This is a genomic window from Kitasatospora acidiphila (genome assembly GCF_006636205.1).
GTDB lineage: Bacteria > Actinomycetota > Actinomycetes > Streptomycetales > Streptomycetaceae > Kitasatospora > Kitasatospora acidiphila.
The window spans coordinates 1,841,849-1,855,140 of record NZ_VIGB01000003.1 but is presented as its reverse complement, the minus strand read 5'-3'; the positions used below and the strand labels follow the sequence as shown (position 1 = coordinate 1,855,140).

Annotated in this window: 14 protein-coding genes; 8 read left to right on the top strand and 6 right to left on the bottom strand. The window is 72.1% G+C overall.

Annotation, left to right across the window (positions count from 1 at the left end; genetic code table 11):
• Positions 1-15: 15 nt before the first annotated feature.
• Positions 16-504: a VOC family protein gene (locus E6W39_RS09375; RefSeq protein ID WP_141633139.1), complete on the bottom strand. Its 489-nt coding sequence runs from the start codon at positions 502-504 to the stop codon at positions 16-18.
• 146 nt (positions 505-650) lie between these two features.
• Between E6W39_RS09375 and E6W39_RS09370 the strand changes: the two genes are divergently transcribed.
• The gene (locus tag E6W39_RS09370; protein ID WP_141633138.1) at positions 651-1,202 is read left to right on the top strand and encodes a CGNR zinc finger domain-containing protein; all 552 of its coding nucleotides are present in this window, start codon (positions 651-653) and stop codon (positions 1,200-1,202) included.
• A 49-nt stretch (positions 1,203-1,251) separates the two neighbouring features.
• On the opposite strand, the gene E6W39_RS09365 is transcribed toward E6W39_RS09370, so the two are convergent.
• From E6W39_RS09365 to E6W39_RS09345, 5 genes are all read right to left on the bottom strand, one after another.
• A complete protein-coding gene (locus E6W39_RS09365) occupies positions 1,252-2,016 on the bottom strand; it encodes a nucleotidyltransferase (RefSeq protein WP_141633137.1) in 765 nt (254 codons plus the stop codon).
• Between the two features lie 88 nt (positions 2,017-2,104).
• Positions 2,105-2,515, bottom strand: a complete 411-nt coding sequence (locus E6W39_RS09360) for a cupin domain-containing protein (RefSeq protein WP_181799171.1) — start codon at positions 2,513-2,515, stop codon at positions 2,105-2,107.
• A gap of 67 nt (positions 2,516-2,582) precedes the next feature.
• Positions 2,583-3,758, bottom strand: a complete 1,176-nt coding sequence (locus tag E6W39_RS09355) for a M48 family metalloprotease (protein WP_141633136.1) — start codon at positions 3,756-3,758, stop codon at positions 2,583-2,585.
• Between the two features lie 98 nt (positions 3,759-3,856).
• Complete coding sequence (locus E6W39_RS09350; protein ID WP_228718046.1) at positions 3,857-4,951, bottom strand: PP2C family protein-serine/threonine phosphatase; 1,095 nt, start codon at positions 4,949-4,951, stop codon at positions 3,857-3,859.
• Positions 4,952-5,184: 233 nt separating this feature from the next.
• Positions 5,185-5,619 carry a gamma-glutamylcyclotransferase family protein gene (locus tag E6W39_RS09345; RefSeq protein WP_141633134.1) on the bottom strand — a complete coding sequence of 145 codons (435 nt, stop codon included), beginning with the start codon at positions 5,617-5,619 and terminating at the stop codon, positions 5,185-5,187.
• Between the two features lie 183 nt (positions 5,620-5,802).
• On the opposite strand from E6W39_RS09345, the gene E6W39_RS09340 reads away from it, so the two are divergent.
• From E6W39_RS09340 to E6W39_RS09310, 7 genes are all read left to right on the top strand, one after another.
• Positions 5,803-6,744: an EamA family transporter gene (locus E6W39_RS09340; RefSeq protein ID WP_141633133.1), complete on the top strand. Its 942-nt coding sequence runs from the start codon at positions 5,803-5,805 to the stop codon at positions 6,742-6,744.
• A 73-nt stretch (positions 6,745-6,817) separates the two neighbouring features.
• Complete coding sequence (locus E6W39_RS39175; RefSeq protein WP_101383431.1) at positions 6,818-7,054, top strand: hypothetical protein; 237 nt, start codon at positions 6,818-6,820, stop codon at positions 7,052-7,054.
• Between the two features lie 231 nt (positions 7,055-7,285).
• Positions 7,286-9,082, top strand: coding sequence for a peptide-N4-asparagine amidase (locus tag E6W39_RS09330; protein WP_181799170.1), 1,797 nt, complete (start codon positions 7,286-7,288; stop codon positions 9,080-9,082).
• A 555-nt stretch (positions 9,083-9,637) separates the two neighbouring features.
• Complete coding sequence (locus E6W39_RS09325) at positions 9,638-11,653, top strand: ATP-binding protein (RefSeq protein WP_141633130.1); 2,016 nt, start codon at positions 9,638-9,640, stop codon at positions 11,651-11,653.
• A 56-nt stretch (positions 11,654-11,709) separates the two neighbouring features.
• Positions 11,710-12,135: a roadblock/LC7 domain-containing protein gene (locus tag E6W39_RS09320; protein ID WP_141637630.1), complete on the top strand. Its 426-nt coding sequence runs from the start codon at positions 11,710-11,712 to the stop codon at positions 12,133-12,135.
• Between the two features lie 26 nt (positions 12,136-12,161).
• Positions 12,162-12,617, top strand: a complete 456-nt coding sequence (locus E6W39_RS09315; protein WP_141633129.1) for a DUF742 domain-containing protein — start codon at positions 12,162-12,164, stop codon at positions 12,615-12,617.
• The gene (locus E6W39_RS09310; protein ID WP_141633128.1) at positions 12,598-13,233 is read left to right on the top strand and encodes a GTP-binding protein; all 636 of its coding nucleotides are present in this window, start codon (positions 12,598-12,600) and stop codon (positions 13,231-13,233) included. The genes E6W39_RS09315 and E6W39_RS09310 overlap by 20 nt, the downstream gene beginning before the upstream one ends.
• The last annotated feature ends 59 nt before the right edge of the window (positions 13,234-13,292 follow it).

The window sequence follows — 13,292 nt, the reverse complement described above, 5'->3', positions numbered from 1 at the left end:
TCCGGGTCCGCCCGTTTAGAAGAAGCCGCAGGTCGGGGTACCGGCGGCGTTGGGCGCATGGGTGTGCTCACCGGCCACGCCGGCGGAGGTGTAGATCTCCAGGCGGATGCCGTCCGGATCGGCGAAGAACACCCCGCCGGAGTCGGAGCCCTCACCGTGCGGGACCACGCCGTCGTAGGCGAACTCGGCGCCCAGGGTGCGCAGCACCTGCTCGACGGCGCGGACCTGCTCCAGGCTCTCGGCCTCGAAGGACAGGTGGTGCAGGCCGGGCGCGGCGGTGTTGAAGCGCCCCTCGCTCTGCTGCCAGAGCGTGATCACCGGTCGGCCGTCCCGCCCCAGGAAGACGAAGCGCCCCTCGGGGTCGGTTCGGACCACCTCGAACCCGAAGACCTGCTGGTAGAAGGCGCGGGAGCGGTCCAAGTCGGTGACGTTCAGGCCGATGTGCCCGGTCTGGAAGGCGGTGGCCGGCGCGGTGGCCACGGGCTGTGCGACTGCCTGAGTCATGGAGAACCCCCTGTCGTGAGGTCCGGAGAGCGGAGCCGGTCCGGACTAACCAGTGAAACGAGTATGGAGGGTTATCTTGGAGAGAGTCAACCGGTGTGGTGGTCGATGCCGGTTAGAATCGTCGGCAGGACACGTCAGGAGAGTCGATGACCGAGGATGCAGTGCCGCAGGACCCTCGCCCGTTGCCGGACGAGCCGCTCGTGGTCGACCTGCTCAACACGCGGTGGAACAACGGCGGCAACCCGCGCGACCTGCTGGCTTCGTCGGACGATCTGGCGCTCTGGCTCCGCGCCAACGGCTTCGCTGACCGGGTGCCCGCCGATGCTGCGACCCGTGATGCCCTGATCCAGACCCGCGAGGTGATCAAGCGCCTGGTCGACGGCGAGGACGGGCCGGAGCTGCGCGCCGAACTGAACTCCGTACTGGCGCATGGCTCGATCCGCCGCTCCCTCGCCGCGGACGGCCCGGCGGAGCGGGTCGAGGTCGACGCCCCGGCCTGGCTGCCCGCCTGGTCCGCCGCCGCCGACTACCTGCGCATGCTCGTCGAGGCGCCGGGCCGGATCCGCTCCTGCGCCCACCCTTCGTGCATCCTGTACTTCTACGACACCTCGAAGAACGGCACCCGCCGCTGGCACTCGATGGCCACCTGCGGAAACCGCGCCAAGGCCTCCCGCCACTACGCGCGCGCGAAGGTCTGACGCTTTTAGGGGCGCCTCGCACGGCGGGCGGCCGTGCGAGGCGTTCCGGCTACGGCCGGGGTGTCTTGTGGCCGTGGACCGCCACGTACTCCGTTGCGAGCCAGGGCCCCAACTCGTCGAGCAGCAGGGCGAGATCAGCGGGATCCGGGCTCCCGGTGCGGGCGATCCCGGCGGCGGCCAGCATCTGCGCCCCGCACTCGGGGTAGTACTGCGCGAACACGGCGGCGGACTCAGCGAGATCGCTGGTCCAGCCCTGCCAGCGCGGCATCACCAGGGTGAAGCCGGTGCGGACGATCTTGCGGGCCGCGCCCCGGGTCAGCGTCGTCAACTCGGCGCCGTTCGCAGCGCGTTCGCGCCAGCGTGGGAGGAAGTCGGCGAGGTCGCCATTGGTCTCCCGGGCCAGCATGCCGTCCAGCCGGTAGCGGGGGAGCCGCTCGGCGAGGTCGGGCCCGAGCAGCGGCGTGCAGAGGCAGGCCAGGAACCACCCCAGGTCGTACCGCTCCAGGTCGCTGAGCAGCCGCTCGGTACTGAACAACAGCACGCTGCCGCCGTTGAGTTGGGGGCAGCGGGCCTCCAGGGTGGCGAGCAGCTCGTTGGCGGTGGCCTGGTCGGTGTCGGTCGGCTCCCGGCGCAGCGCCAGCAGCAGGTCCAGATCCGAACGCCCGGCCACCGCCGTGCCGCGCGGGATGCTGCCGAAGAGGTACGCACTGTGCAGCAGTTCCGGTCCGAACGCGGCGGCGGCCGCCTCCCGGACCGCCGCCACCACCGGCGCGTACTCCGCCGTCACCCGCGACAGCGACCCCTCACGGAGCATCAGCCCATCCTGGTCAAGCCCCTGCCCTTGAATCACGGTTCACCTCTCCTGGTCCGGGGATCAGCGTGGCGGGTGAGGAACGTGCAGGTCAACGGGATTCCGGGTGGGTGGACGGCGACCACGGCCCCGGTTCGGGCCGCGCCTCGTCCGGAGTGTCCGGCCACGGCGGCATGGTGGCGGCGACGATCAGCAGGGCGGCATCGGGACCGGCACGGAACTGGAAGGCGGTGCCCAGCGGAATGCTCACCGTCACGCCGGGACGCAGCACGGTGATCTCCGAGTGTCCGTCGGCGGCTCGGCGGCGCCACAACTCGCCCGAGCCGCCCACCACATGCCACAGCTCCTGCACGGTGGCATGCGAGACGGCCCGGGAGACCGCGCCGGGCGGCAGCTCGAAGCGGGCCATGCTCGCCGCGTCGGGCAGCACGCCCAGCGGCCGCACCGTCGACCCGTCGGGTGCCTCGACCACCGGGGCGTCGGTCAACTGCCAGGTGTCCATGAGCGGTTGGTCCCCTCTCAGCGATTCTCAACGATCCTCAACGATTAGCAAAGGCTCTCAGCGGTTCTCAACGATCGGTCGCCGGTGCCCAGGCGCGCGCGGCCGCGATCCGCCGCGCGGTGCTCGGGTGGGTGGCGAAGAGCAACTCCAGCAGGCGGGGCGGGTCTACGTCGGCCACATTGGTGAGCGCGAGCCGGCGCTGCATCGCGATGAACTGCTCAGGATCCCGGGTCAGATCCAGGGCGTGCTGGTCGGCGCGGGCCTCGATCCGCCGGCTCACCGCGGCCTGCGCCGGCCCACTGAGGGCTCCGAGCAGCGCCGCGCAGGCGGCCAGCAGCGGCAGCGAGCGCGGGTCGGCGACATCGGCCACCCCGGCGGCGTTCAGCAGCGGGTGCAGCGACATCAACCAGCCCAGCACGCCGACCATCACCGCGGCGCCCACCGCGCCCAGCACCGTGCCGCGCGGCACATCGCGGTGCTTGACGTGCCCCAGCTCGTGGGCCACCACCAGCTCCACCTCGCGCGGTGCGGCGGTGCTCAGCAAGGTGTCGTAGGCGACGATCCGGCGAGTGGCGCCGAAGCCGGAGACGTAGGCGTTCAGCGCGGTGGTCCGCCGCGAGGCGTCCGCGACCAGCACCTCCCGCACCCGCACCGCGTCGCGCTCGGCCAGGCCGAGCAGCGCGCTGCGCAACTCACCCTCCGGCATCGGGCGGAACCGGTTGAAGAGCGGCTCGACCACCAGCGGGAAGAGGAAGGAGAGCAGCACGGTGAGCAGCGCCGCCGCGCCCGCCGCCGGGAGCCACCACCAGTTGGTGGACCAGCCGGTGAGGGCGTAGAGCCCGAGGGCGGCGGGCAGCATCAGGGCCAGGGTGAGCAGCAGGCCGCGCAGCAGGTCCACCACCCAGCCGCCCCAGCCCTGGGTGACCAGCCCGTAGCGCGCCCGCACCACCCGCACCCGGGCGTTGAACGGCACCGCGAGCAGCTGCCCCAGCAGGATCAGGGCCGTTGCCCCGGCCAGCACCTGGGCCGCCCAGGAGCCGTCGAACAGCCCGCCCGCCCAGTGCACCAGCCGCGCCCCGGCCGGGGTCAGCCCCAGCACCAGCGACAGCGCCAGCCCGGCCAGCCGGCCGCCGAGCAGCCACGGCAGCTGGGCCCGGCGCAGCGCCCGGCCGCGGGCCAGCTGCTCGGGGGTGAAGTCCGGTTCCGGCGTGAAGTCCGACTCCGCCTGCGCCGCTGTCGTCACCGGTGACCGCCTCCGTCGGGTCGACGCCGTGCCTCGTTCGACGCTCACCGTAGAGCATGGGACTCACCGTGAAGCCTGGAGAGCCCGGGCCGGCCACTTCACCGGCGTCCCGCGTCGGGCATCCGCTCCACGGCCACCATCGCCGCGTCGTCCCCCAGCCGTCCACCCGCGTGCTCCAGCAGATCACGGCGCAGGTGCTGCAGCAGGGCGGCCGGCCGCTCGGTCGTCCAGGCCCGGATCCGCTCGGTCAGCGGGTAGAAGGTCCGCGCCGCGTTCCGGGCCTCGATCACGCCGTCGGTGTAGAGGAGCAACCGGTCGCTGGGCGTGAACTGGAACGAGTCCGCCTGGTACTGCGGCTCCAGCAGCCCGCCCAGGCCCAGCGGCGGCGCCGGACGGCGGACCTCCAGCGTCACCACCCGCCCGTGGTGCAGCAGCAGGGGCGGCGGATGGCCGCAGTTGATGATCTGGATCTGGGAGCCGTCGTCCGGGATGTCCAGGATCACCGCGGTGATGAACGACTCGGCGGCGTCATGGACCACCGGACCGGGCTCCTCGTCATCGTCCGGCGGGTCGCAGGCGGCCGCGGCCAGATCCCAACTGACGCTGCCGTCCAGGTACGCGGCGAGTTCCGGCAGCGAGGCCTGGAGGTGGGCGGCGGCCCGGAACGCCCCGAGCAGCAGGGCGGCCTCGCCCAATGAGGTCAGCCCTTTTCCCCGGACGTCGCCGACGATCAGCCGGGTGCCGTTGACGGTCCGCGAGGCGGCGTACAGGTCCCCGCCGATCTGCGCCTCGGCGTCGGCGGCCAGGTAGACGGAGGCGATCCGCAGCGGGCCGATCCGGGTGGGCAGCGGTCGCAGCAGCACCTGCTGTGCCGTCTCGGAGACAGAGCGCACCTGCACCAGCTCACGGGCGTGCCGGTCGCGCAGTGCTCGGAACGCCACCACCAGCGCCGAGACCACGATCAGCGCCACGATCTGGCTCTCGTGGTTGGACGTGGTCAGGCCGCCGTGCAGGATGCCGATCACGAACAGCGCGGCCACGGCGATGGCGCTCACCAGGGCGGTCAGCCGGGCGCCGGCGAACGAGGCGGTGAGGGCGGGCGCCACCACGAGGAGCGGGCCCAAGTGGATGGACGGCGGGGACAGTATGTCCACCACCGTGATGACCAGGATCAGCCCAAGCGGCAGGAGCACCAGGGCGCGGCCGGGGCGCCGTGGCCGGGCGAGAGCAGCGGATCGCCGCGGGACAGGCACGCTTCCTCTCTACACCCGGGTGGGCCCGGGCGCACCGCGACGCCCCTGGTGGCTCAAGGCCAGCCGCCGGAGCGCTGGCGGTTCAGGCCCGGGCTTCAACCGCCGGAGCCCTGGCGGTTCAGGGCTGGCGTCCAGCCGCCGGAGCCCTGGCGGTTCAGCGAGGCGGCGCGGGCTCAGCCGGGCAGCGTGGTTCCGTGCGGCAGCGTCCAGTCACCGGAGGCGATCAGCGCGGGGCGCTCGCGCAGCCGGGCGGCGGCCGCGGGGCCCGCGAGGTAGACCCAGGCGAGTTCGGCGAGCCCCGTCCCGCGCACCGTGACCGGGAGCCGCTCGCGCACATAGAGGCCGGTGCCGTCCGTCCGGCAGCCCTCCAGTTCGTCCAGCAGGGCCAGCAGCTGCGGGTACTGGGCGGCCCGCAGCGTGAGCAGTTCGCCGACCACCCGGTGCGCCGGGTCGGGGAGCAGGAACGGATACCCGGGACCGTCGTGCAGTGCGGCCCCGGTCAGCACCGCCGGGCGGATCCGGGTGCAGCGGCCGGCCAGGTAGCGGGCGTGGTTGTGCAGCCCGGGGCGGAGCGTGCCGTAGACGAAGAACGGCAGCTGGTCGGACACGGTCGGTGCCTCCTCGGGCGGCGCGCACCCGACGTGCACCCGGCGGGCGCCACCGCCACTGGCACGGTACCCGCCAGCCGTGGCGGTTCGACAGAGGTTCGACAGAGGTATGCACTGGCGGAAGTCGGCTCGGATGCGCTGTCATGGCTCGGATCAGTACAGCACCGAACCTAGGAGATACCCATGACGTCGGTCGGAACCCGGCAGGCCGCCCCAGCGGGGACGGCACCCGTCCGAATATCCGGCGCGGTCTGGACCGCGCTGGCCGTGGTGTATGTGGTGTGGGGTTCCACCTACCTCGGGATCCGGATCGCGGTGGAGAGCATGCCCTCGCTGCTCTCCGGCGCGACGCGGTTCCTGCTCGCCGGCGCACTGCTGCTCGCCGTGCTGGCCTGGCGCCTGGGGCCGGCCGCGCTGCGGGTGACCGGACGTCAGCTGGCGTCGACCGCGGTGGTCGGGGTGCTGCTGCTGGTCGGCGGCAACGGGCTGGTGGTGATCGCCGAGGGCAGCGTCCCGTCCGGGCTGACCGCGCTGCTGGTCGCCGTGGTGCCGATCTGGGTGGTCCTGCTGAAGGTGTCGGTGGGGGAGCGGCCGGGGTGGGCACGGCTGCTCGGGGTGCTGCTGGGCCTGGTGGGGTTGGTGGTGTTGTCGCTGCCCGGGATCACCGGCAAGGTCTCGCTCGGCGGGGTGCTGCTGATCATGGCGGCCTCGCTCAGCTGGGCGGTCGGCTCCTTCATCGGCACCCGGCTGCCGCGGCCCGCCAACGCCCTGGTGGCGAGCGCCTACCAGATGCTGATCGGCGGGTTCGGCTGCCTGCTGGTGGCGCTGGCCCGGGGCGAGCAGCACCAGCTGCACCTGAGCGCGATCACCACCCGCTCCTGGCTGGCGCTGGCCTACCTGGTGGTGGTCGGCTCGCTGGTCGGCTTCACCGCCTATGCCTGGCTGCTGCAGAACGCGCCGCTCGGGCTGGTCGCCACCTACGCCTACGTCAACCCGGTGGTCGCGGTCTTCCTGGGCTGGCTGGTGCTGGCGGAGCGGCTGAGCGTGGCCGAGCTGATCGGCGGCGCGATCGTGGTGGCGGCGGTCTGTGTGGTGGTGAGTACGGAACGGCGGGCGCGGAGCTGACCGGGCGGGGCTGGGTGCACGCGGCTCGGGCCGGTCGTACGGTGGACGAGGGGGTGAGCGAAGGGAGTCCGTGATGCCTGGTTCCGTCACCCTCGGCCACCACATGGAGGCGGCGGCCACCGTGGAGCACTCCGACGCCGAACGGCTCGCCGTGCTGCTCGACGAGTTGGGCCAGCTGCTGGCCATCCAAGGCCCCACCCGGCTGAGCGACGAGCAGGTGAGCGCGCTGCGCGGCGGTGCGGAGGAGGAGCGCACCGAGCTGGCGCACTGGTGCCGGGGGCTCGCGGCGCAGCTGCACGACCGGCTCTGAGCACCGCACCGAACCGTACGCGGAGCAGCGCGACCGGCCCTGAGCACCGCACCGCGAACCGTACGCGGAGCAGCGCGACCGGCCCTGAGCACCGCACCGAACCGCGGCGACGGCGCCCGCGGTCCATCACGGACCGCGGGCACTGACCGTTCTCAGGACCGTCGGAACGTCAACAAGCGGGCATGACACATCCCTTGACAGTGCTCGGCAGTGCGTGAGTACATGCCAGCCGTGCTCATACCATCCTTCCCCCGTCGCCCCCTCGGGCGCGCCGTCACCGCGCTGGCCCTGGCCGCGGCCGCCGCGTTGGGCGTGCCGACCGCCGCCTCCGCCACCACCGTGGCCGCCTCCGCCACCACCGTGGCCGCCTCCGCCGCCACTGCGGCGGCTGGTGCCGCCGCCCAACCCTCCGCCGGGCGGGTCGAGACCAATTACGGCAACCCGGCCACCGCGCTGCCCCCGATCAGCCGCCCGAGCGGCAAGCACTGCACGGTCACCGCCATGCAGCACGACTTCGCCAACAGCTACGGCCAGCCCTTCACCGGCACCCTCACCCCGCCCGCCGACTGCCCCGGGCCGTGGTCCAAGGTGGTCCTCGACTGGTCCGGCAGTGTCGCGGGCCGCCAGTACGACCGGCTGGCCGGCGTCTGGATCGGCGGCGCCGAGGTGCTGCGGACCAGCACGCCGGAGCCCGACCCGGCCGGCATCAGCTGGCACGTGGACCAGGACCTCACCGACTTCATCCCGCTGCTGCGCACCCAGCAGCCGGTGGTGGTCGACCTCGGCAACGTCGTCAACTCGACCTACACCGGCGTCTATCACATGACCATGACGGTCACCTACTACCAGGCCGACCGGGACAACGCGCCGGCCGCCACCGCCGACCAGGTGCTCCCCGTCTCGCAGTCGACGACCGCGCCCGGCTGGTGGACCCTCAACAAGGGCCAGAGCGCCACCGCCACCCTGGCGTTCCCGCGCAACCTGACCAGCGCCCGCCTGCAGGTCTACGCCCGCGGCGGCGGCTGCGAGGAGTTCTGGTACTCCAACGTCCCCGACGACTACGCGGCCGCCCACCCCGACTACGGCATGTGCGGGGGCGGCACCTACCGCGAGGTGCAGGTGCTGGTGGACGGACGGCTCGCCGGCACGGTGCAGCCGTTCCCGGTCATCTACACCGGTGGGATCAGCCCGCTGATGTGGCGGCCGATCCCCAGCATCGACGCGTTCCGCACGCAGCCCTACGACGTGGACCTCACCCCGTTCGCCGGGACCCTGACCGACGGCCGCCAGCACACCGTCACGCTGCTGCCGCCGGCCGGGATCAGCGACTCCTGGACGCTGGACGGCAGCCTCTTCCTGACCACCGACCCGCTGCGCGCGCAGACCGGCGGCGCGGTCACCACCGACACCATCGCCGCCGCGCCGCAGCTGAACACCACCGAGCAGAAGCAGTCCGACGGCAGCGACCTGATCACGGTCACCGCGGGCCGCGACTGGACGGTGGCCGGCTACGTCGACACCTCGCACGGCAGGATCACCACGACGGTCGAGCACCACGGCGACTACCGCAACACAGACACCCTCGCCAACCAGGGCCAGAACCAGGTGACCAGCCAGCGGGACAGCGGCTGGACGGTGGTCAGCACCGACGACGGGCACGGCCAGCCCCGGCAGCACCGCACCACCTGGTCCTACCCGCTCGACGTGACCAGCAGCTACACCCCTGGCAGCGGCTCGGACAGCTTCCTGGCGAGCGGTCAGGTCTCGGTGGCGCGTGAGCTGACCGACCAGACCCGGCACAGCCAGGGGGCGTGGCAGCAGCAGGCGTTCACCGACGACCGGCTGAACTCCCAAGGCGTGCTGGAGCGGCAGAACGGCACCGTGGTGCAGGCCGACGGCAGCTCGAACGAGCACTACCTCGGTAGCACCGCCGACGGCGGGTGCTACGACCACGAGCTGGCGGCCGACCACGGGTATCTGACGCTGGATCGCGTCAACGCCTCGACCAACGGCAAGGACTGCGGCTGACCCCGGCCGCAACGGCAAGGACTGCGGCTGACGCCGAGCGCAACGGCAAAGCCTGCGGCTGACGCCGACCGAAGGCCCTGCGGGAACACGGCCGTGATGGTCGTGTGAAATGTTGGGGAGAAGTCAAGGGCTGGTCCGGACTGTGTTCACACGGTCCCGGCCAGCCCTTTGGCGTTTCGTCAGTTCGCGGATCATCTCCCAAGTGCACCTGATGTGATGTCCGTCACGTCGATTCGTGCGGGGGATTTGTGCTGACTTGCTGTGATGCGTCTGTGACCTGCGGAAACGCGGAGTGTGCGCGGTGTCACCGAGAAAACAGTTAAGGATTCGTGAAAGAGTTGATCTTGTTCTCGAAAGGGTTCTACGCTTCACTCTGCGGGTGTCAGCGGCGGATGGGGGTGCGGCCAGCTGTCCAAGGATGACATCAGGGCCAGGCAAAGGCCGTGATGCTCAAAGCTGGCGAGATTGAGAGCACCGTTGCGTAAGAGGATCGCGCGTCTGAAGCCCGCGCTGCCCGGCCGTTCCGACCGGGTTCCACGTCGCCTCCGCAGAACCATGCTCGTGCTACCCGGGCTGACCACCCTGGCCGGATGCTCCGCCAACTCCGGGGGGACCGAAGCCTGGACGGTCAGTGTGGCCGTGGTGCTGCTCGGCGGCACCGCGGTGGCGGTCCGCCGGATCACCGCCCGCCCGCTGGAGCGGGCCCGCGACCAGGCCGCCCGCCACCTCTCCCAAGTGCTCGACGAGCGAGCCGGGTTGATGGCGGAGCGCACCAGAATGGATGGCGAGCGCGAGGCCCAGCAGCGCCAACTCCAGGCGCAGGCCGCCGAAAACCAGCGACTGCTTCGCAGTTACGAGGATCTCCAGCGGCAGCAGCACGACCTGACCGAGCAGTGGAGCGAGGCCGCCGCCGCCCACGCCGGCACCGTCGAGCGGCTGAAGAGCCTCCGGCAGGAGCACAGCCAGCTGCTCTCCCAGCGGGACGGCCTGGAGAAGGAACGCGACGACCTGCAGGGCAGCGTGGACGCGACCTTCGTCAACCTCGCGATGCGCACCCTGACCCTGGTCGAGCGTCAACTGGTGCTGATCGAGACGCTGGAGGGTCGGGAAACCGACGCCACGCAGCTGGACAACCTGTTCCGGCTCGACCACCTGGCCACCCGGATGCGCCGCAACAGCGAGAACATGCTGCTGCTCGCCGGCCTGGAGAACAGCCAGCGCAGCCGCAAGACGGTGACCCTGCTCGATGTGGTGCGCGCCGCGGTCTCCGAGATCGAGCGCTATGAGCGGGTCAAGCTCGGCTTCCTGGCCGCTGTCCGACTCACCGGCGCGGTCGCCGACGACACCAGCCACCTGCTCGCCGAACTGCTGGAGAACGCCACCGCGTTCTCGCCGCCGCAGGAGCAAGTCGAGATCGGCGGCTGGCTGTTGGACAACGGCGAACTGATGATCTCGGTCAACGACCGGGGCATCGGCCTGCCGCCGGACCGGATGCGCGCCCTCAACGAGCAACTCGCCGAGCAGCTGCCCAGCGACCCGACCGAGCGGCGGGACGCGCTGATGGCCGGCGCGTTGACCGGGCGCAGCATGGGCCTCTTCGTGGTCGCCAGGCTGGCCGCGCGGCACGGGTTGCGGGTGCAGCTGCGCGAGAACGGGCAGGGCGGCGGGGTGACCGCCATGGTGGTGCTGCCGCGTGAGGCGCTGCAGCAGGACGACCTCAGCACCGCCGACCTCGACGACCAGCGGCAGGCCGAGCGCAGTGCGGCCGCGGCCGCGGCGCAGGTGCGGGCGGTGGAGACGCGGGCCGCCGAGGCGGCCGCTGCCGCTACCGCAGCCACCGTGCCCGCGCCGGCTGCCCCCGCACCGGCGGCCGCGCCCGCGCCGGGGGGCGGCGAGCTGCCCGCGCTGCCCCGGCGGCGGCCTGCGCACGCTGCCCGGGCTGTTGCGGCGGAGGGCGGCGGCGCTGACGCAACGGGCGTGGCCGAGGTCCCAGCTGCGGAGCCGGCTTCCTCCGAGGTCCCAGCTGCGGAGCCGGCTGCCTCCGTGGCCCCGGCTGCGGAGCCGGCTGTCTCCGAGGCCCCAGTTGCAGAGCCCGCCGTTGCTTCCGAGGCCTCTGCTGCTTTCGAGGCCTCCGCTGCTGAGCCGGGTGCCGCTGAGCCGGGTGCCGCCGCGTCGGGTGCCGCCGAGCCGGGTGTGGCTGAGCCGGTCAGCGTGGACAGCAACCCGTTGGACCAGCCCACGCAGCAACTGATGATCCGTCATATCCACGCCCAGGGCGAGCAGCTGACCGAGTTCGGCCTGCCGCGCCGAGTGCCGCGCCCGACCGGCCTGCCGGGCACGGGTGAGGCCCCGGCCTCCGGGCTGCGCAGGGTCACCGGTGCCTCCGGTCCGGCGCACGCCAGGCCGGAGGCGACGGGCGGCGGCGCGAGCCCCGCCGACGCGCAGGCCTTGTCGGCCCGTTCGCGCACCTCCGCCGAAGAGCTGCGCCGCCGACTGGGCGGCTTCCAGAGCGGGCTGCGTCAGGCAGCCCGAGAGTCCGCTCCCGAGGGATCCGAGGGACAGAACCGATGAGCGACTTCGACTACCAGCTCGCCCCCGCCCAGTCCGCCCCGCCACCGCACGGCGCGATGCCCCAATCCTTGGTCAGCCAGGCCGCGATGAACGTCCACTGGCTGCTCGGCGACTTCCTCGGCCAGGTGCCGGGGGTGGCCGAGGCCGTCGTCGTCTCCGCCGACGGGCTGCTGCTCGCCGACTCCCAGCAGGGCCGCAAGGCCGACGAACTCTCGGCCATCGTCTCGGCGTTGACCAGCCTGGCCGGCGGACTGGCCCGGGCCATCGAGTTCGGCGCGGTCAAGCAGACCATGGTCACCATGGACGAGGGCCATGTGGTGGTGATGGCCATCAGCGACGGCTCCTGCCTCGGGGTGTACGCCTCACTCCAGTGCGATCTGGGCGTGCTGGCCTACCAGATGTCGCTGCTGGTCGAGCGCGCCGGCCACGCCCTTACTCCCCAGGTGCGCAGCGAGCTCCGCCGGGCGTTGGCGGTCCGATGAGCAACAGTTCCCAGGAGGTGGGAAGCATGTCCGGCACCGCCCACAGCGGTATCCCCGTGAGTACGGTCGGCCCGGGTGCCGGGCGCAGCCTGCGCGCCGACACCGGCCGTACCGGCCAAGGGCGTTCCTCCCGGGTGCGGCCGTACACCATCACCCGCGGCCGGACCCGGCTCGGGCGGGTGCTGCTGGTCGAGACCTTGGTGTCGGCGCTCAACCGCCCGGCGGACCCGGCCGACCGCAGCCTGCCGGAGCTGGCCGCCATCTGCGATCTGACGAGGGGTCAGATGCGCTCGATCGCGGAGATCTCGGCGCTGCTGCAGATCCCGCTCGGCGTGGTGAAGGTGCTGGTCAGCGATCTCGCCGAGCAGGGCCGGGTGCGGGTGCACGGCGACGACTCGGCCCAACCGCTCGACACCGAGGCGGCGTTGTCGGGCAAGCGCGACTTGCTGGAAAGGGTGCTCGGTGGACTTCGCAAGCTCTGACGCGCCGTTCGACGTGCCCCAGCCGGGCGCGCTGCCACCCGGCGTGCCGCTGGTGGCCGGTTCGGCCACCTCCACCAAGATCGTGGTGGCGGGCGGCTTCGGCGTCGGCAAGACCACCTTCGTCACCTCGGTCTCCGAGATCCCGCCGCTCACCACCGAGGCGGTGATGACCGAGGCCAGCGTCGGCGTCGACGACACCGCGGCCGTTCCGAACAAGACGTCCACCACCGTGGCCATGGACTTCGGTCGGATCAGCCTGGAATCCGACCTGGTGCTCTACCTGTTCGGCACGCCGGGGCAGGGCCGGTTCTGGTTCATGTGGGACGACCTGGTCCGTGGTGCGGTCGGCGCCGTGGTGCTGGCGGACACCCGCCGACTGGCCGACTCCTTCCCGGCGTTGGACTACTTCGAGGGCAGCGGCCTGCCGTTCGTGGTTGCGGTCAACCAGTTCGAGGGTGCCCCCGTGTATTCGCCGGAGGCGGTGCGCGACTCGCTCGCCATCCCCGACCACGTGCCGGTGCTGATCTTCGACGCACGTCAACGCGCTTCCGTCGTCGACGTGTTGATCCAGCTGATGGTGCACGCCCTGGCCGCCGAGCCGGCCCCCGTAAGCTGACGGCCTTCAGCTCACCTTCCTCACAACCCTCAGCAACACTTCGCAAGAAGGCAGGCAGC